Source organism: Tsukamurella pseudospumae, from assembly GCF_001575205.1.
Lineage (GTDB): Bacteria > Actinomycetota > Actinomycetes > Mycobacteriales > Mycobacteriaceae > Tsukamurella > Tsukamurella pseudospumae.
On the sequence record NZ_LSRE01000005.1, the window covers coordinates 43,213 to 61,707 of the forward strand.

The following is an 18,495-nucleotide window of genomic DNA, read 5'->3' on the forward strand; positions in this document are numbered from 1 at the left end:
CGCTCATGGCGTGCCTGCCCCTGGTCAAGCTCGAGCCGTCGGTGACGGGCGCCAACGAGGTCAGCCGGGCGAACGCCGTGATGGTGCTCGACGAGATGCTCGCCGGAATCCGCGTCGCGCTGGAACACGACATCGAGCTGGGCATGGGGACCGACTCGGCGCTGACCTTCGTGACCCACTACAACACCTGGCGCGAGATCGACTTCGTGATCCGGTACGGCGGCGTCCCGGCCGCGCGAGCGCTGCACGCGGCGACGGGGGCCAACGCCCGCATCCTCGGCATCGACGGCGAGACCGGCTCGATCGAGCCCGGCAAGTCCGCGGACCTGCTCGTCACCGCCGCGAACCCCCTCGACGACGTCCGGACCCTCGCGAGCCCCGTCGCCGTCGTGGTGCGCGGCGAGCTGATCGACGCGCCGTCGGTGACGACCTTCCCCGAGATCGACGCACTGCTCGACGAGTTCTGATGTGGACCGCACTGGGTGACTCGCTCCCGCTCGCCACAGGGCTCGCGCTGAGCCCGTTCGCCGTGGTCACGGCGGTGGTCCTGCTGCTGGGACGCGGCGGGGTCGTCAAGACGGCCGCCTTCGGCCTGGGGTGGTTCGTCGCGATCCTCGTCATCGCGACCGTCGCGTTCCTCGTCGTCGAGGCCGCGGACGAGGCCGATCACGACGCCACCGAGACGGGCGTCGACCTCGTCCAGCTCGCTTTCGCCGCGCTGTTCCTCGGCCTCGCGGTCCTCGCGTGGCGCAAGCGCCCCGCGCCGGGGGAGCCCGTGCCGCGGAACGCGACGCTCGCCCGGCTCGACGGGATCGGGGTGCTCGGCGCCCTCGGCCTGGGCCTGGCGCAGGGATTCGTGGTGATCAAGAACATCCCGCTCGCGGTCGGTGCGGGCGTCCGGTTCGGCGTCGCGGGCCTGCACGGCGGCGCCGCGATCGGTGCGATCGCCGTGTTCGCCGTGGTCGCGAGCGCGGGCATCGTCGCGCCGCTGACCGTCGCGGTCGTGGGCGGGTCGCGCCTCGCGGAGCCGCTGGCCCGCACGCGGGACTGGCTCGAGGCGAACCTCAGCGCCATCACGGTCACGGTCCTGGTGCTGCTGGGCTCCTACTTCCTCGGCCAGGGTCTCGGCGTCCTCGGATGAGTCCGATGGCGATCACGGCCACGATCCTGCTGGTCGCGGTCGTGTCCTTCGTGTGGAACGCCGTACCGGCCGCGATCACCGCGCTCGGCGTCGCGCTGGCGCTGTTCCTCACGGGCACGGTCACGTTCGCGCAGGCGATCGCGGGCTTCGGTGATCCGATCGTCATCTACCTCGCCGGGTTGTTCGTGGTCAGCGAGGCGCTCGACGCCACCGGCCTGACCGCGTGGATCGGGCAGCTGATCGCGGCGCGGGTCGGTAGTGGCCGCACCGCGATCGTGGTGGCTCTCATGCTGCTCTCGGCTGCGCTCACCGCCTTGATCAGCGTGAACGGCGCCATTGCGGCGCTCGTGCCGGTCGCGGTGATCATGGCGACGCGGGCGCGGATCGCGCCGTCGCAGGTCCTGCTCCCGCTCGCCTTCGCCGCGCACGCGGGGTCCATGCTGACCATGCTGGGCACGCCGATCAACGTCCTGGTCTCCGAGCTCGCCGTCGACGCGGGCGCGCGTCCGTTCGGGTTCCTCGAGTTCGCGCTGGTCGGCGTGCCGCTCGTGGTCGGCGTCGTCGCGCTCGCCGTGGTGCTGGGGCCGCGCGTCCTCCCGGAGCGCACGGCCGACGGTGCTCCGCGCGACTTCAGCGCGCACGCCGCGACGCTGGCACGGGAGTACGCGATCGAGGAGTCGGCGACGGCGCTGGGCGCCGCCGACGGGGTCACCGAGTTCGTGATCCCGCCGCGATCGCCGTTCCTCGGTGACCACGTGTACCCGGGCATGCTCACCGACGACGGGGACCTGATCGTCGTGGCGGTCCGGCGGGCCGACCGCCCCGTCGAGCACGCGGACCTGCGGGTCGGCGATGTCATCCTGCTGCGCGGTACCTGGGACGCCCTGGAGCGGCGGGCCGGCGCCGGCGTGCTCCCCGTCGACGATCCGGACCGCGTGCGTCGGCAGCCCGCCCGTCCCGGACCGCGTGCCGTCGCCGCGGGAGCGGTGCTCGCGCTGATGTGCGCGGCGCTGGCGCTCGACCTGCAGCCGCCCGCGATCGTGGTGCTCGTCGCGGCGGCGGCGCTCGTCGCGCTGCGGGTGATCACGATGGCGCAGGCGGAGCGGTCCATCTCGGTGCCGACGCTGCTGGTGGTGGCGGGCATGCTGCCGATGTCGACCGCGATCCAGTCGAGCGGTATCGCCGACGCCGTGTCCCGGGCCCTGGTGGAACGGCTCGGCGGCGGCTCACCGGTGCTCCTGCTGGCGGGGATCGTGGTCACCGTGCTCGCGATGGGGCAGTTCATCAGCAACCTCGCCACGGTGCTGATCGTCGCTCCGATCGCGGTCTCGGTGGCCGAGACCGCGCACGTCTCGCCGCTGCCGATGCTGATGGCGATCACGGTGGCGGGCGCGGCGGCCTTCCTCACGCCGGTGGCCACCACGGGTAACCTCATGGTCCAGGACCCGGGTGCCTACCGGTTCGGCGATTTCTGGCGGCTGGGGCTGCGTGCCTGGTGCTGTTCGCCGCCGTCGCGATCGGGCTCGTTCCGCTGATCTGGCCGTTCTGACGCGCGTTCCTCCTCGGCACGGCGTGGCGGATACGCACGGTTCTATGAATAGGCTTGCATGATGGTGCATAATCATCGCATGACTGTTTCCGTGGCGATCGCGGGTGCCAGCGGCTACGCCGGGGGAGAGATCCTCCGGCTGCTGTGCAGCCACCCGCAGTACACCTCCGGTGAGCTCACGATCGGTGCGCTCACCGCCGGCGGCAACGCCGGCAGCACGCTCTTCGAGCACCACCCGCACCTGCTGCCGCTCGCCGACCGCATCCTGCAGGAGACCACGCCGGACACGCTGCGCGGCCACGACGTCGTCTTCCTCGGCCTGCCGCACGGCAAGTCCGCCGAGATCGCGGAGGCGCTGCCCCCGTCGACCCTCATCATCGACTGCGGCGCCGACTACCGCCTCAAGGACGCGGGCGAGTGGGAGCACTACTACGGCAGCAAGCACGCCGGAACCTGGCCCTACGGCCTGCCGGAGCTCCCGGGCAACCGGGAGGTGCTCTCCGGGGCGTCGCGCATCGCCGTCCCGGGCTGCTACCCGACGGTGTCCACCCTCGCCTTCCTGCCCGCCGTCGCGGCCGGCATCGTGGCGCCCGAGGTCACCGTCGTCGCCGTGAGCGGCACGTCGGGCGCCGGGAAGTCCCTGCGGACGGACCTTCTCGCCTCCGAGGCGATCGGTTCGGCGCGGGCGTACGGCGTGACAACACATCGGCACACCCCCGAGATCACCCAGAACCTCTCGGCCGTGGCGGATTCGCCCGTCACCGTGTCGTTCACACCGGTCCTGGTGCCGATGGCGCGGGGCATCCTCGCCACCGTCTCCGCGCCGACGACGGTGACCGCCGCGCAGGCCCGGGAGGTCTACGCGAAGGCGTACGCCGACGAGCCCTTCGTGCACCTGCTCCCCGAAGGGGCGCAGCCGCAGACGAAGTCGGTGCTCGGCAGCAATGCCGTCCAGGTGCAGGTGGCGGTCGACGAGCGCGCGGGACGGCTCATCGCCACCGCTGCGATCGACAACCTCACGAAGGGCACCGGCGGCGCTGCCGTCCAGTCCATGAACCTCGCGCTCGGTTTCCCCGAGACCGCGGGCCTGAGCATCGTAGGAGTCGCACCGTGACCGCTGGGAGCTTCAAACTCGTCCGGAACCAGGGCGTCACAGCGCCGTTGGGCTTCAAGGCCGCGGGCATCGCGGCGGGGATCAAGGTGTCGGGCAAGCCCGATCTCGCGCTGGTCTTCAACGAGGGCCCGCACTACGCCGCGGCGGGCGTCTTCACGCGCAACAAGGTCCGCGCCGCGCCCGTGCTGTGGAGCGAGCAGGTGCTCCGGGACGGCCACCTGCGGGCCGTGATCCTCAACTCCGGCGGCGCCAACGCCTGCACCGGCCCCGGGGGTTTCCAGGACACGCACGCCACGGCGGAGAAGGTCGCGGAGGTCCTGAGCCACTGGGGGACCGAGACCGGCGCGGGTGAGGTGGCGGTCTGCTCGACCGGCCTCATCGGCGACCGGCTGCCCATGGACAAGGTGCTCGCCGGCGTCACCGAGATCGTGCACGAGATGGGCGGCGGCCTCACGGGCGGCACCGACGCGGCGCACGCGATCATGACCACCGACACCGTCCCCAAGGAGACGGCGCTGCACCACTCCGGTGGCTGGAACGTGGGCGGCATGGCCAAGGGAGCGGGCATGATGGCCCCGTCGCTCGCCACGATGCTGGTGGTGCTCACCACCGACGTGCACGCCACGCCGGAGCAGCTCGACGAGGCCCTCCGGTACGCCACGGGCTACACCTTCGACCGGCTCGACGTGGACGGTGCCACCTCCACCAACGACACCGTCCTGCTGCTCAGCAGCGGGGCGAGCGAGAAGACCTGCACCCAGGAGGAACTCAACGCCGCGGTGCGTGAGGTCTGCGACGATCTCGCCGCGCAGCTGCAGGGCGACGCCGAGGGGGTGACCAAGCGGATCCTCATCACCGTGACCGGCGCCGTCTCCGAGGAGGAGGCCCTGATCGGTGCCCGGGCCATCGCCCGCGACAGCCTGGTCAAGACCGCGCTGTTCGGCAGCGATCCGAACTGGGGCCGGGTGATGGCGGCGATCGGCATCGCCCCGATCGAGCTGATCCACGACCGGCTGACCGTCTCGTTCAACGGGCAGCCCATCGCCGAGAAGGGCTGCGGCGTACCGGGTGCGCGCGAGGTGGACCTCTCCGGGCCGGAGATCGACGTCACCGTCGACCTGGGTCTCGGACGCGGCACCGCGACGATCCGCACCACCGACCTCTCGCACGCGTACGTCGAAGAGAACTCGGCGTACTCCTCATGAGCGCACCAGATCTCACCCCGCTCGACAAGGCGGGCGTGCTCGCCGAGGCGCTGCCGTGGCTGCTCGACTTCCACGGCAAGACCGTGGTGGTCAAGTACGGCGGCAACGCCATGGTCGACGACGACCTCAAGCGCTCGTTCGCCCAGGACATGGTGTTCCTGCGCACCTGCGGCCTGCACCCCGTCGTCGTGCACGGCGGCGGCCCGCAGATCAACGCGATGTTGAAGCGGCTCGGCATGGAGGGCGAGTTCAGGGGCGGCTTCCGGGTGACCACGCCCGAGGTGATGGACGTCGTGCGGATGGTGCTCTTCGGCCAGGTCGGCCGGGAGCTCGTCGGGCTCATCAATTCCCACGGTCCCTTCGCCGTCGGTATGTCCGGCGAGGACGCGCACCTGTTCACAGCCACCCGGCGGGAGGTCGTGGTCGACGGTGCCCCGACCGACATCGGGCTCGTGGGCGATGTCACGGAGGTCAACCCCGAGGCGGTGAACGACCTCATCGCCGCCGGCCGCATCCCGGTGATCTCGACGATCGCGCCGGACGCCGACGGGGTGGTGCACAACATCAACGCCGACACGGCCGCGGCCGCCGTGGCAGAGGCGCTGGGCGCGCAGAAGCTGGTGGTGCTCACCGATGTCGAGGGCCTGTACACGAACTGGCCCGACCGGTCCTCGCTGACCTCGGAGATCGACACCGACGCGCTGACCGCCCTGCTGCCGAGCCTCGACTCCGGAATGGTGCCGAAGATGGAGGCGTGTCTGCGAGCCGTGCACGGGGGCGTCCCCACCGCGCACGTCATCGACGGGCGGGTGCCGCACTCCGTGCTTCTCGAACTGTTCACGACCAAGGGCATCGGCACGATGGTGACCGCTCCGAAGGCCGGCCCGAATCACCCTGAGAAGACCTGGATCTGACACACATGACGAACGAAACGATGCAGCAGCGGTGGAACGCCGCGCTGATGAACACCTACGGCACCCCACCCGTCGCGCTGGTGTCCGGCCGTGGCGCAGCGGTGACCGACGCCGACGGCAAGGAGTACGTCGACCTGCTCGGCGGCATCGCCGTCAACGCGCTCGGCCACGCGCATCCGAAGATCATCGAGGCGGTGACGCAGCAGGTCTCGACCCTGGGGCACGTCTCGAACCTGTACATCAGCGAGCCCGTCGTCCGCCTCGCCGAGCGGCTCACCGAGGCGGTGGGCGTCCCGGGCACGCGGGTGTTCTTCAGCAACTCGGGCGCCGAGGCCAACGAGGCCGCCATCAAGATCGGCCGGCGCACCGGCCGGACGCGGATGATCGCCGCCGAGGGCGCCTTCCACGGCCGGACCATGGGTTCGCTGGCACTGACCGGCCAGCCCGGGAAGCGGGAGCCCTTCGAACCGCTCATCGCGTCGGTGACGCACGTGCCCTACGGCGACGCCGCCGCACTGCGGTCCGCGACCGCCCCGGAGGGCGGCGAGGTGGCCGCGGTCTTCCTCGAGCCGATCATGGGGGAGTACGGCGTCGTGGTCCCGCCCGAGGGCTACCTCGCGGAGGCCCGCGCCGCCGCGACCGACGCGGGCGCACTCCTCGTGCTCGACGAGGTGCAGACCGGGATCGCCCGCACGGGAACGCTGTTCGCGTACCAGCGTGCCGGCGTGACCCCGGACGTCTTCACGCTCGCCAAGGGGCTCGGCGGCGGGCTGCCGATCGGGGCGACGGTGGCCGTCGGCGCCGCGGGCGAGCTGCTCACCCCGGGCCAGCACGGCACCACCTTCGGTGGCAATCCGGTCGCGGCCGCAGCGGCGAACGCCGTCCTCGACGTGATCGAGTCCGAGGGCCTCGCGGAGCGCGCGGACGCCCTCGGCAAGCACATCGCCGCCACCGTCGAGGGATTCGGCCACCCGTTGGTGACCGGGGTCCGCGGTTCCGGTCTGCTGCTGGGGATCACGCTCGCAGAGCCGGTCGCGAAGGCGATCGAGACCGGCGCCCGCGACGCGGGCTTCCTGCTCAACGCCGCGCAGCCCGACGTGATCCGGCTCGCCCCGCCGCTGGTCCTCACCGACGAGCAGACGGACCGCTTCCTCACCGCGCTTCCCGCGCTTCTCGATGCAGCCCAGGAGAACTCATGATCCGCCACTTCCTCCGCGACGACGATCTCAGCCCCGCCGAGCAGCGCGAGGTGCTCGCGCTGGCCGCCGAGCTGAAGGCGGCGCCGTTCTCGCGGCGCCCGCTGGAGGGCCCCAAGGGCGTGGCGGTGCTGTTCGACAAGAACTCCACCCGCACGCGGTTCAGCTTCGACGTGGGTGTCGCGCAGCTCGGTGGCCACGCCGTGGTCGTCGACACCAAGTCCACGCAGATGGGCCGCGACGAGTCCCTCCCGGACACCGCCCGGGTGCTGTCCCGGTTCGTCGACGCCATCGTCTGGCGCACCTACGCGCAGGAGGGTCTCGAGGAGCTCGCCGAGTACTCGACGGTGCCCGTCGTCAACGCCCTCTCCGACGACTTCCACCCGTGCCAGATCCTCGCGGACCTGCAGACGATCGCCGAGCGAAAAGGGGAGGCGCGGGCCGATGGCAGTGGAGCGTCGGTCGCCGGCCTGAAGCTGACCTACCTCGGCGACGGCGCGAACAACATGGCGCACAGCTACATGCTCGGCGGCGTGACCGCCGGGATGGACGTGACCATCAGCGCACCGTCGGGCTTCCAGCCGGACGAGAGGTTCGTGGAGGCGGCCCGGGCCCGGGCCAAGGAGACGGGGGCCGAGGTCAGCGTCATCTCCGATCCCGTCCTCGCGGTGGCGGGTGTCGACGTGGTCGTCACCGACACCTGGGTGTCGATGGGGCAGGAGGACGACGGCATCGACCGCAACGCGCCCTTCCGGCCGTACCAGATCAACGCCGAACTGCTCGCGCACGCGGACCCCGACGCGATCGTGCTGCACTGCCTGCCCGCGCACCGCGGGGACGAGATCACCGACGAGGTGATCGACGGCCCGCAGTCCGCCGTCTTCGACGAGGCCGAGAACCGCCTGCACGCCCAGAAGGCGCTGCTCGCCTGGCTGCTGGAGCACTCGTGACCGGCGCGGCGTCATGACCGATCAGCCGCTGGCCACGCGCGCGGGGCGGCAGGCGGCCATCGTCGAGATCCTCGCCAACCACCAGGTCCGCAGCCAGGCCGAGCTGCAGGCGCTCCTCGTGCGCGGCGGCTACGAGGCGACGCAGGCCACCATCTCGCGCGACCTCGACGAGCTCGGCGCCGTGAAGCTGCGCGGTGCCGACGGCGGCACGGGCGTGTACGTGGTCCCCGAGGACGGTTCGCCCGTGCGCGGCGTGTCCGGCGGCACCGAGCGGCTCTCCCGCCTGCTGGGCGAGCTCCTCGTCTCCACCGACCACAGCGGCAACATCTGCGTCCTGCGCACCCCGCCGGGCGCGGCGAACTTCCTCGCCAGTGCGCTCGACCGGTCGTCGCTGCCGGAGGTCGTGGGCACCGTCGCCGGCGACGACACCGTGCTCGTCGTCGCGCGCGAGCCCCTGACCGGCAAGGACCTCGCCGAGCGGCTCGTGGCGCTCGCCTGAATCCGAACACCCTCCACCAGATAGGCTTATCGACCATGTCTAAGGTCCTCTCCACCCTGCCCGTCGGCGAGCGCGTCGGCATCGCCTTCTCCGGCGGCCTCGACACCTCCGTGGCCGTCGCCTGGATGCGCGACAAGGGCGCCGTGCCCTGCACGTACACGGCGAACATCGGCCAGCCCGACGAGCCGGACATCGACGCCGTGCCGGACCGCGCGAAGGAGTACGGCGCCGAGATCGCGCGCCTCGTCGACGTGCAGCCGCTGTTGGTGCAGGAGGGCATCGCCGCCCTGCAGACCGGCGCCTTCCACATCCGCTCGGGCGGCAAGACCTACTTCAACACCACCCCGATCGGCCGCGTCGTGACCGGCACCATGCTGGTGCGGGCCATGAAGGAGGACGGCGTCGACATCTGGGGCGACGGCTCCACCTACAAGGGCAACGACATCGAGCGGTTCTACCGCTACGGCCTCATGGCGAACCCCGCGCTGCGGATCTACAAGCCGTGGCTGGACTCGCAGTTCGTCACCGAGCTCGGCGGCCGCAAGGAGATGAGCGAGTGGCTCGTCGCGCACGGCTTCCCGTACCGCGACTCCACCGAGAAGGCCTACTCCACCGACGCCAACATCTGGGGCGCCACGCACGAGGCCAAGGACCTGGAGTTCCTCAACACCGGCGTGCTCATCGTCGACCCGATCATGGGCGTCGCCCCGTGGGACGAGTCGGTGGAGATCGCGACCGAGGACGTCACCGTCACCTTCGAGGCCGGCGTGCCGGTCGCGATCAACGGTGTGGAGTACTCCGACCCGGTCGAGCTGGTCCGCGAGGCGAACCGCATCGGCGGCCGCCACGGCCTGGGCATCTCCGACCAGATCGAGAACCGCATCATCGAGGCCAAGTCGCGCGGCATCTACGAGGCGCCCGGCATGGCGCTGCTGCACGCGACCTACGAGCGCCTGGTGAACGCGATCCACAACGAGGACACCATCGCCACGTACCACAACGAGGGCCGCCGCCTGGGCCGCCTGATGTACGAGGGCCGTTGGCTCGATCCTCAGTCGCTGATGCAGCGCGAGGCCATCATCCGCTGGGTCGCGTCCGCCGTCACCGGCTCCGTCACGCTGCGCCTGCGTCGCGGCGACGACTACTCGATCATCGACACCACCGGACCCAACCTGAGCTACCACCCGGAGAAGCTCTCGATGGAGCGCGTGGGCGACGCTGCCTTCGGCCCCGACGAGCGCATCGGCCAGCTCACCATGCGCAACCTCGACATCGCCGATTCCCGTTCGCGGCTGGAGCAGTACGCCGCGCAGGGCATCGTCGCAGGCGAGACCGCCGCGCTGGTCGGCGAGCTGGAACGGGGCGGCGCGGAGGCCATCGTCTCCGGCGGCGAGCAGATCCCGTCGGCTCTCGACGAGGCCAGCAACCACGCCGCGTTCGACCTCGGCACCGACTAGTCCACCCAGACCGCGGAAGAGAGTGCAACGCCAGTGAGCGAGAAGCACGCCGGCGAGCCGGCCATCAAGCACGGCACCAACGAGGGCAGCCTGTGGGGCGGACGGTTCGCGTCCGGCCCCGCCGAGGCGATGGCCGCGCTGAGCAAGTCCACCCATTTCGACTGGGCGCTCGCCCCGTACGACGTGCGGGCCTCGAAGGCGCACGCCCGCGTGTTGAACCGCGCCGGACTGCTGTCCGACGAGGATCTGGCCTCGATGCTCGCGGCACTGGATCAGCTCGGGGCCGACGTGGCGTCCGGCGCATTCGGGCCGGCGGAGTCCGATGAGGACGTGCACGGCGCGCTGGAGCGCGGGCTGATCGAGCGCGCGGGCGCCGAGGTCGGCGGGCGTCTGCGCGCCGGCCGGTCGCGGAACGACCAGGTGGCCACGCTGTTCCGGATGTGGCTGCGCGACGCGGTGCGGCTCGTCGCGGTCGGCGTGCTCGACGTGGTGGACGCCTTCGTCGCGCAGGCGCAGGCCAACCCCGAGACGATCCTGCCGGGCAAGACGCACCTGCAGGCGGCGCAGCCGATCCTGCTCAGCCACCACCTGCTCGCCTACACGCACCCGCTGCTGCGGGACGTGCAGCGGCTGCAGGACCTGGACAAGCGGATCGCGGTCTCGCCGTACGGATCCGGTGCGCTCGCCGGATCGTCGCTGGGGCTCGACCCCGACGCGATCGCGGCCGATCTCGGCTTCGACTCCGCGGCGGACAACAGCCTCGACGCCACCGCGTCGCGGGATTTCGCGGCCGAGGCGGCGTACGTCTTCGCGCAGATCGCCGTCGACCTGTCCCGCTGGTCGGAGGACGTGATCCTGTGGAGCACCGCCGAGTTCGGCTACGTGACCCTCGCGGACGCGTGGTCCACCGGCAGCTCGATCATGCCGCAGAAGAAGAACCCGGACGTCGCGGAGCTCTCGCGAGGTAAGGCCGGCCGCCTCATCGGCAACCTGTCCGGCCTCCTCGCGACGCTCAAGGCGCAGCCGCTCGCGTACAACCGCGACCTGCAGGAGGACAAGGAGCCGGTGTTCGACTCGGTGGAGCAGCTGCGGCAGCTCCTGCCGGCCGTCGCCGGGCTCACCGCCACGCTCACCTTCCACGCGGACCGCATGGGGCAGCTGGCCCCTGCGGGGTTCACGCTCGCGACCGACGTCGCGGAGTGGATGGTGCGGCAGGGCATCCCGTTCCGTGTCGCGCACGAGGCGGCGGGGGAGTGCGTCCGCGCCGCCGAGTCGCGCGGCGTCGGTCTCGACGGTCTCACCGACGAGGAGTTCGCCGCGATCCATCCCGCGCTCACCCCGCAGGTCCGCGAGGTCCTGACGGTGCGCGGCTCCGTCGCCTCGCGCAGCGCCCGGGGCGGCACGGCACCGTCGGCCGTGGCGGCGCAACTCGACCGCGTGACCGCCGCCCTCCCCGCCCTGCGTACCTGGGCCACCGCCTGATCGAATTGAACACCGTTATGGAGAATCCGACCTGCGGGTTTTCTCTCCATAACGGTGTTCAATTGGGGAGAGGGCCGGTGATCACCTGCTGGAGCGGGGGCGCGGCGAGGTCGACCACCTCGTCGACGGTGAGCGAGGCGAGGGGCTCGAAGCCCACGACGTAGCGCGCCACGAGCAGGCCGAACACCTGGGCCGCCACGAGATTCGCGCGGAGGGCCCCGTCGCCGGGGCCCGCGTCCATGCGGCCGATGAGCTCGGCCAGCGCGATCTCGAGCAGGAAGCCGCGCACGATCGCGGGGTCGCCGCCGTTGCCGAGATTGGTGCGGATCACCGCGACGCCCACGTCGCGCAAGGGCCCGTCCCACATCGTCAGCAGGGCGCGCAGCAGTGCCCGGGCGGCATCGTCGAGCGGCGCGTCCCGGAGCGGCGCGCGCACGAACTCCGGGTCGACGGGGATCTCCAGTGCCGCGAGGTAGAGCTGCTGCTTCGTGCCGAAGTAGTGGTGCACCAGCGCGGAATCCACGCCGGCCGCCTCGGCGATCGAGCGCACCGTCGTCCCCGCCAGGCCGCCACGCGCGAACCCCGCCCGGGCGGCGTCGAGGATCTGCGCGCGGGTGTCCGGGCTTCCGGACCGTCGCCCCGAGCGGCCCGCGCTCACGCGACCCTGCGCTGCAGCGTCGCCGCCGCGAGGGCGAGCGCCGCGACGGCGAAGCCGGCGACCACGGCGAGGGACGTCCACATGGTCCCGGTCGCGGCCGTGTGGGCACCCACCTCCTGCAGGGCCTTGACGGCGTAGGTCATGGGGAGGACGTCGGCGATGCCCTGCAGCCAGCCGGGCATCGCGTCGTGCGGGACGAACAGTCCGCACAGGAACAGTTGCGGCACCACGACGATCGGCATGAACTGGACCGCCTGGAACTCCGTGCGCGCGAACGCGCTGAACAGCAGCCCGAGCGCGACGCCGAGCCAGGCGTCGACCACGGCGATGAGCACCACCAGCCACACGCTGCCCGCGGTGTCCATGCCGAGCAGGTACCTCGCGACCGCCGTCGCGACCGCCGCCTGCGCCGTCGCCGCGAGGGAGAACGCAGCGGCGTAGCCCAGCAGCAGATCGGCCTTGGCGAGCGGCGTGGTGAGCAGACGCTCGAGCGTGCCGGAGACGCGCTCGCGCTGCATCGCGATCGAGGTCACGATGAACATCAACGCGAAGGGGAGCACGCCGAGGAGCACTAGAGCGATGCGGCTGAAGACCGCCGAGCCGCCCGGGGAGTCGCGGTAGAGGAAGAAGAGCAGCGCCAGCAGTGCCGTCGGGACCACGACGATCATCGCGACGGTGCGCGGGTCCGCGCGCAGCTGTCGCACCACGCGGACCGCGGTCGCCCGGGTGATGCTCGGGTTGAGGACGGTGCTCATGCCGCTGCCTCCTGGTCGCGGACGAGCGCGAGGAAGGCGTCGTCCAGGGTGGGTGCTCCGGTGCGGGTCAGCAGGTCCGACGGTGCGAGCTCGGCCACCAGCCGACCCTCGCGGAGCAGGATCAGGCGGGCGCAGTGGGCGGCCTCGTCCATGACATGACTGGAGACCAGCAGCGTGGTGCCGGCAGCGGCCATGACGGCGAAGCGCTCCCACAGCTCGGCGCGCAGCAGCGGGTCGAGGCCGACGGTGGGCTCGTCGAGAATGAGCAGCTCGGGGTGCGCGACCAGCGCGCATGCGATGCTCACCCGCGAGCGCTGCCCGCCCGACAGCGCGTCGGCCCGACGGCCGGCGAACGCGCCGAGTCCGACGGCGTCGATGGCCTCCGCCGCGTCGGCCCGCGCCGAGGCGCGCCGCCCGGGGTACAGCGCGCCGAAGTACTCGACGTTCTGCGCGACGGTGAGGTCGCCGTACACCGCGGGGGACTGCGTCGTGTAGCCGACGCGGGCGCGCAGGTCCGGGTCTCCCGCGGGTCGGCCGAGCACCGTCGCCGTGCCGCCGGTGATCCGCTGTGCGCCCACGATCACCCGCATCAGGGTGGTCTTGCCGGACCCCGAGGGACCGAGCAGGCCGGTGATGGCGCCCGCGGGGATTTCGGCATCGAGGTGGTCGAGAACGGTGGTGCCCGAGCGGGCCACGGTGAGCCCGGACAGGGTGATCGCGCTGGTCATCGAGCCTCCAAGTAATTCACTGATGGATGAATTCATCGATGAGTGAATTCTGCGCCGCGGTGCGGGTCGGTGTCAAGGTTTCGCCCGCGGTCTTGTGAAACGCGTTCCGATTCCGGCCCTCGCGACAGAGAACATCGGATAACATCACGGCATGACCGCAGCGCAGACAGTCCGCGGGCTCATCGACGAGCCACGCCCCTCCGATCCCGATGAGCTGGCCCGCCTCTTCGCACAGCTCGAGCCGGTGTCGATCGACTTCCTGTTCGGTGACTGGCGCGGCGGCGAGCTCCTGTCGGGCCACCCCATGGACGGGGCGCTGGGCAAGGCCCGGTGGTACGGCAAGAGCTTCCGCTCCGCCGTCGACGTGCAGCCACTGGTGTGCCTGGACGAGAACGGCGTGAAGTTCTCCAATGTCGCGCTGGGCAAGGGCGAGGCGACGCTGCGCCTCATCGACTTCGAGGGGCGCGTCACCGCGTCGATGGTCTACGACGGGCAGCCCGTGATCGACCACTTCGTCAAGGTCGACGACGACACGGTGATGGGCATCATGACCGGAAAGCAGCTGGTCGCGCCGTACTTCTACTTCTACTTGGAGCGCGATCCCGGAAGCAACACGGGCGGCGGCTGCGCGGAGGCGGTCCGGTGAACCGCACCGTCGCGCGCGTGGTGGCCGAGCCGGGGGCGGCACCGTCGGACCTGGAAGTGGAGGTACCGGACCCGACGGGGCACCAGGTCCTGGTCCGGATCCACGCCGTGGGCGTGTGCCACACCGACCTCACCCTGGCCGCGAACTGGCCCGAGCAGGGCATGCCGGTGATCCTGGGGCACGAGGGTGCGGGCGTCGTCGAGGCCGTCGGGCCCGACGTGACGACGGTCCGCGCCGGCGACCGGGTGTCGCTGACCTTCGACAGCTGCGGCGCCTGCGAGTTCTGTGCGGCCGGCACGCCGGGCTATTGCGAACAGTCGATCGTGCTGAACTATCTGGGCCTGCCCGGCATCCGCTCGGGTGGGACCGCCGTGACCGGCGGGTTCTTCGGCCAGTCCAGCTTCGCGGGGCTCGCGCTCGCGACCGACCGCAACACCGTGCCGATCGGCGACCTGCCCCTCGAGCTGGCGGCGCCGCTCGGATGCAGCATCCAGACGGGCGTCGGCACCGTGACCCGAGCGCTGAAGGTGCAGCCGGGCGAGTCGGTGGTGGTGTTCGGCACCGGCGCCGTCGGGCTCGCGGCGGTGATGGGTGCGAAGTTGGCGGGGGCGGGCACGATCGTCGCGGTGGACCCGCGCGCGGATCGCCGCGCGCTCGCGCTGGAACTGGGCGCGACCCACGCGGTCGAGGCCGGGCCCCAGGCCGCGCAGCAGGTCATCGACGCGACGGGCGGCGGCGCGCACGCCGCGGTCGACACCACGGCCCGGCCCGATGCCCTGACCCAGGCCGTCCTCGCGCTGCGCCCGCGGGGGACGGTGGCAGTGGTCGGGTTGGGAGAGGCGTCCGCGGAGCTCCCCGTGCTGCTCATCATGTCCCGCGGACTGCGCGTGATCGGCGTGATCGAGGGGGACTCGGAGCCGTCGGAGTTCCTCCCGGAGCTGGCCGCGGCCGTTGCGGAGGGGCGTCTCCCCGTCGACCGGCTGGTCACCGCGTTCACCGACTTCGACGAGGCCTGGGCCGCGGCCCGCGAGGGCACCGCGGTCAAGCCGGTCTGGCTCCCCGCTGGGTAACATGGGCGCATGGCCATCGACGCGACGCTGCTGAAGATCCTCGCCTGCCCGCAGGACAAGGGACCGCTGCTGTACGTGCCGGACGAGCTGTTCTACAACCCGCGCCTCCGCCGCGCCTACCCGATCGAGGACGGCCTGCCCGTGCTGTTGATCGGCGAGGCGCGGGACGTGGACGTCGCCGAGCACGAGGCGATCCTGGCCCGCGCCGCGCAGTGACGCCCGAGCGCGCGCGGGAGCGGCTGTCCGGCCACCCCCTCGACGCCGCGCGGCTCGTGCTCGGCTCCGTTCTCACGGTGGGTGACGTGCGGGCCCGCATCGTCGAGGTCGAGGCGTACGGCTCGCCCGCCGACGGGCCGTGGCCCGATCCCGCCGCGCACACCTACCCGGGCCCCACGCCCCGTAATCACGTGATGTTCGGCCCGGCCGGACACCTGTACGTGTACCTCTCGTACGGCATCCACACCTGCATCAACGTCACCGCCGGTCCCGACGGGACGGGGAGCGGGGTGCTCATGCGCGCCGCGGAAATCCTCGACGGCGCGGAGCACGTCCGAGCGCGGCGCGGCGTGCGCGACCGCGACGAACGCCTCGCCGCCGGCCCCGGGCGGCTCGGCCAGGCCCTCGGGATATCCCTCGCGGACAAGGGCATCGACCTCCTCGATCCGGGGTCGACGGTGCGCCTCGATCTCGCCGCCCGGCGCGGTCCGGTTGCCGTGGGGCCGCGCATCGGCATCTCCAAGGCGGTCGACCTGCCCTGGCGCCTGTGGCTGGAGGGTCATCCTTCGGTGAGCCGGTAGGTCCCTTGCGTCACAATGGAGCGCGTGAGTGCTGACATCCTCGAAGAACTGTCCTGGCGCGGCCTGATCGCGCAGTCCACCGACATCGACGCGCTGCGGGAACGCCTCGACGCGGGGAGCATCTCGCTCTATGCGGGCTTCGACCCGACGGCGTCGTCGCTGCATGCCGGCCACCTGGTGCAGTTGCTGACCCTGCGCCGTTTCCAGGAGGCCGGGCACCGGCCCATCGTCCTCGGCGGTGGGGCGACGGGCCAGGTCGGCGATCCGCGTGACGTGGGGGAGCGGGTCCTGAATTCGGCGGACACCGTGGCCGAGTGGGCGGCGAAGATCGACGGGCAGCTGCGACGGTTCGTCGCGCTCTCCGGTGACGAGGGGCTGACCGGCGACAACGGCGCGATCCTCGTCAACAACCTCGACTGGCACGGGCAGATGAACGTGCCCACCTTCCTGCGCGACGTGGGCAAGCACTTCTCGATCAACGTCATGCTCGCGCGCGACACCGTCAAGCGCCGCCTCGAGTCGGACGGGATCAGCTACACCGAGTTCAGCTACATGCTGCTGCAGGCCTACGACTACGTGGAGCTCTCCCGCCGCTATGACTGCGCGCTGCAGATCGGCGGCTCCGACCAATGGGGCAACATCGTATCCGGGGTCGACCTGAACCGGAAGATCGACGGCCGACACGTGCACGCGCTGACGACGCCGCTCGTCACGTCGTCGGACGGGAAGAAGTTCGGCAAGTCCACGGGCGGCGGCTCGCTGTGGCTGGACCCCGAGCTGACCAGCCCGTACGCCTGGTACCAGTACTTCGTGAACACCGCGGACGCCGACGTGATCCGCTACCTGCGCTGGTTCACCTTCCTCACGCGGGAGGAGATCGCCGAGCTGGAGCGCGAGACCGCAGAGGCACCTCAGCGGCGCACGGCGCAGAAGCGGCTCGCCGCCGAGATGACGACGCTGGTCCACGGGGAGGAGCACACCCGCGCGGCCGAGCTCGCCTCGCAGGCCCTGTTCGGTCGCGGCGATCTCGCCGATCTCCCCGAGGGGACGCTCGCGGCCGCGCTCGCCGAGGCATCGGTGGTCGAGGTGGCAGCGGGGGAGCCGCGGACGATCATCGACCTGTTGACGGCGACGGGGCTGTGCGAGTCGAAGGGCGCCGCGCGCCGTGCCGTGAAGGAGGGCGGCGCCTACGCCAACAACGTGAAGGTGGAGTCGGAGGAGTGGGAGCCGGCACCGAGCGACCTCCTGCACGGGCAGTGGCTGGTCCTCCGTCGAGGTAAGAAGTCCTTCGCCGGTGCTCGCATCGCCTGAATTCCCTGGTCATGATCACTGAGGCCGTCCCGCCATCGAGCGCGGGGCGGCCTTTGTGCTGCGGATCACATTCATGGGATTCGACGGTGCGCTCCCGGGGACGAGCCGCTGACCTGCGTAGATGAACGGAACGTTACGCGCTGACCTGCGGATTTGTGCTTCCGTTCCACGGTGCGTAACTTATTCGAAGTCAGAGCGACACCGACCAGGACGGGGCCGAAAAGCCCAGGTCAGACGGTAGAAATTCTGACAGCTTGACAACATGGAGCCGAGCCCCGGTTTGACACCGAGATCGACTCCGATATAAGCTGGAACGGTTGCTCCGAGCAGCCAGCCTCCACGGGGAGATCGCCTCTCGAACGTATGACACGGTCGAGGGCGCCTGAACGTGCGGTTGAGCGGTTCGAAGTGCTTCCGAGAGTGGCCCGCGAGAGCGAGTTGCACACGGAAATCCGATCTGCTAAGCTTGAACGGTTGCTCCGAGCGGGCCGGCCAGGGTTTTTGACTGGGTGGTTTGGAGAGAGTAGCATGGACTGCCTGCGAAGGTGCGGTTCACACGATAGGCACGGGCTTCGGTTTGTGTGGTGTGGACGGCCGCGTTTGGCGTGTTCTTTGAGAACTCAACAGTGTGTCGATGAAATTGTCAGTGCCAAAATTTTTTGGCACGCATGGACAATCAAATTTTTGGTTGTTTGTGTTGTGGCTTTTCTCGTTTATTTCTTTGCGAGATGTATTTCTGGAATCATTGATTTTTGTCAGTGGTTTCGTTTTGTTCAGGATTTCCTGGATTATGCTGAAACCTTGTGTTTCTAGTGTTTTTTATGGAGAGTTTGATCCTGGCTCAGGACGAACGCTGGCGGCGTGCTTAACACATGCAAGTCGAACGGTAAGGCCCTTCGGGGTACACGAGTGGCGAACGGGTGAGTAACACGTGGGTGACCTGCCCTGTACTTCGGGATAAGCCTGGGAAACTGGGTCTAATACCGGATATGACCTTTCCCTGCATGGGGTTTGGTGGAAAGC

Annotated in this window: 19 protein-coding genes and 1 rRNA gene; 17 read left to right on the plus strand and 3 right to left on the minus strand. The window is 70.6% G+C overall.

Features of this window, described 5'->3' with window-relative positions; translation table 11 throughout:
• Window positions 1-5 precede the first annotated feature (5 nt).
• The 11 genes from AXK61_RS25865 (at window position 6) to argH (ending at window position 11,507) form a co-directional block, all read left to right on the plus strand.
• Entirely contained in the window at window positions 6-467 is a 462-nt protein-coding gene (locus AXK61_RS25865; protein WP_269451154.1) for an amidohydrolase family protein, read from the plus strand.
• Entirely contained in the window at window positions 467-1,141 is a 675-nt protein-coding gene (locus AXK61_RS04550; RefSeq protein WP_068569997.1) for a GAP family protein, read from the plus strand. The genes AXK61_RS25865 and AXK61_RS04550 overlap by 1 nt, the downstream gene beginning before the upstream one ends.
• Window positions 1,142-1,146: 5 nt before the next feature.
• On the plus strand, window positions 1,147-2,676 hold the full coding sequence (locus AXK61_RS04555; RefSeq protein ID WP_231855430.1) for an SLC13 family permease: 1,530 nt from the start codon (window positions 1,147-1,149) through the stop codon (window positions 2,674-2,676).
• Window positions 2,677-2,769: 93 nt separating this feature from the next.
• Window positions 2,770-3,804: an N-acetyl-gamma-glutamyl-phosphate reductase gene (gene argC, locus AXK61_RS04560; RefSeq protein ID WP_068569996.1), complete on the plus strand. Its 1,035-nt coding sequence runs from the start codon at window positions 2,770-2,772 to the stop codon at window positions 3,802-3,804.
• Window positions 3,801-5,009, plus strand: coding sequence for a bifunctional glutamate N-acetyltransferase/amino-acid acetyltransferase ArgJ (argJ, locus tag AXK61_RS04565; RefSeq protein WP_068569995.1), 1,209 nt, complete (start codon window positions 3,801-3,803; stop codon window positions 5,007-5,009). The genes argC and argJ overlap by 4 nt, the downstream gene beginning before the upstream one ends.
• Window positions 5,006-5,923 (plus strand): acetylglutamate kinase, encoded by a 918-nt coding sequence (argB, locus tag AXK61_RS04570; RefSeq protein WP_068569994.1) that lies wholly within the window; start codon window positions 5,006-5,008, stop codon window positions 5,921-5,923. Before argJ ends, argB begins: the two co-directional genes overlap by 4 nt.
• Entirely contained in the window at window positions 5,920-7,122 is a 1,203-nt protein-coding gene (locus AXK61_RS04575) for an acetylornithine transaminase (RefSeq protein ID WP_414929987.1), read from the plus strand. The genes argB and AXK61_RS04575 overlap by 4 nt, the downstream gene beginning before the upstream one ends.
• Window positions 7,119-8,069, plus strand: coding sequence for an ornithine carbamoyltransferase (gene argF / locus AXK61_RS04580; protein WP_068569992.1), 951 nt, complete (start codon window positions 7,119-7,121; stop codon window positions 8,067-8,069). Before AXK61_RS04575 ends, argF begins: the two co-directional genes overlap by 4 nt.
• A gap of 13 nt (window positions 8,070-8,082) precedes the next feature.
• Complete coding sequence (locus AXK61_RS04585) at window positions 8,083-8,568, plus strand: arginine repressor (protein ID WP_068569991.1); 486 nt, start codon at window positions 8,083-8,085, stop codon at window positions 8,566-8,568.
• Between the two features lie 35 nt (window positions 8,569-8,603).
• A complete protein-coding gene (gene argG / locus AXK61_RS04590; protein WP_068569990.1) occupies window positions 8,604-10,025 on the plus strand; it encodes an argininosuccinate synthase in 1,422 nt (473 codons plus the stop codon).
• Between the two features lie 33 nt (window positions 10,026-10,058).
• Window positions 10,059-11,507 (plus strand): argininosuccinate lyase, encoded by a 1,449-nt coding sequence (gene argH, locus AXK61_RS04595; protein WP_231855431.1) that lies wholly within the window; start codon window positions 10,059-10,061, stop codon window positions 11,505-11,507.
• A gap of 58 nt (window positions 11,508-11,565) precedes the next feature.
• Here argH and AXK61_RS04600 read toward each other — a convergent pair whose 3' ends face one another.
• Genes AXK61_RS04600 through AXK61_RS04610 form a run of 3 tightly spaced genes read right to left on the minus strand, consistent with a single transcriptional unit; the run spans window position 11,566 to window position 13,648 of the window.
• Window positions 11,566-12,165 carry a TetR/AcrR family transcriptional regulator gene (locus AXK61_RS04600; RefSeq protein WP_068569989.1) on the minus strand — a complete coding sequence of 200 codons (600 nt, stop codon included), beginning with the start codon at window positions 12,163-12,165 and terminating at the stop codon, window positions 11,566-11,568.
• Window positions 12,162-12,920: an ABC transporter permease gene (locus tag AXK61_RS04605; protein ID WP_068569988.1), complete on the minus strand. Its 759-nt coding sequence runs from the start codon at window positions 12,918-12,920 to the stop codon at window positions 12,162-12,164. The genes AXK61_RS04600 and AXK61_RS04605 overlap by 4 nt, the downstream gene beginning before the upstream one ends.
• Window positions 12,917-13,648: an ABC transporter ATP-binding protein gene (locus AXK61_RS04610; protein WP_082789220.1), complete on the minus strand. Its 732-nt coding sequence runs from the start codon at window positions 13,646-13,648 to the stop codon at window positions 12,917-12,919. The genes AXK61_RS04605 and AXK61_RS04610 overlap by 4 nt, the downstream gene beginning before the upstream one ends.
• A gap of 151 nt (window positions 13,649-13,799) precedes the next feature.
• On the opposite strand from AXK61_RS04610, the gene AXK61_RS04615 reads away from it, so the two are divergent.
• The 6 genes from AXK61_RS04615 to AXK61_RS04640 all read left to right on the plus strand — a co-directional run.
• Window positions 13,800-14,294, plus strand: a complete 495-nt coding sequence (locus tag AXK61_RS04615) for a DUF4334 domain-containing protein (protein ID WP_068744083.1) — start codon at window positions 13,800-13,802, stop codon at window positions 14,292-14,294.
• Window positions 14,291-15,364 (plus strand): NAD(P)-dependent alcohol dehydrogenase, encoded by a 1,074-nt coding sequence (locus AXK61_RS04620; protein ID WP_068569985.1) that lies wholly within the window; start codon window positions 14,291-14,293, stop codon window positions 15,362-15,364. The genes AXK61_RS04615 and AXK61_RS04620 overlap by 4 nt, the downstream gene beginning before the upstream one ends.
• 9 nt (window positions 15,365-15,373) lie before the next feature.
• Window positions 15,374-15,580, plus strand: coding sequence for a Trm112 family protein (locus AXK61_RS04625; protein ID WP_068744084.1), 207 nt, complete (start codon window positions 15,374-15,376; stop codon window positions 15,578-15,580).
• On the plus strand, window positions 15,577-16,161 hold the full coding sequence (locus AXK61_RS04630; protein WP_068569983.1) for a DNA-3-methyladenine glycosylase: 585 nt from the start codon (window positions 15,577-15,579) through the stop codon (window positions 16,159-16,161). The genes AXK61_RS04625 and AXK61_RS04630 overlap by 4 nt, the downstream gene beginning before the upstream one ends.
• Window positions 16,162-16,185: 24 nt before the next feature.
• Complete coding sequence (gene tyrS / locus AXK61_RS04635) at window positions 16,186-17,472, plus strand: tyrosine--tRNA ligase (protein ID WP_068570020.1); 1,287 nt, start codon at window positions 16,186-16,188, stop codon at window positions 17,470-17,472.
• 818 nt (window positions 17,473-18,290) lie between these two features.
• Window positions 18,291-18,495 (plus strand): 16S ribosomal RNA (locus AXK61_RS04640); the annotation flags it as partial.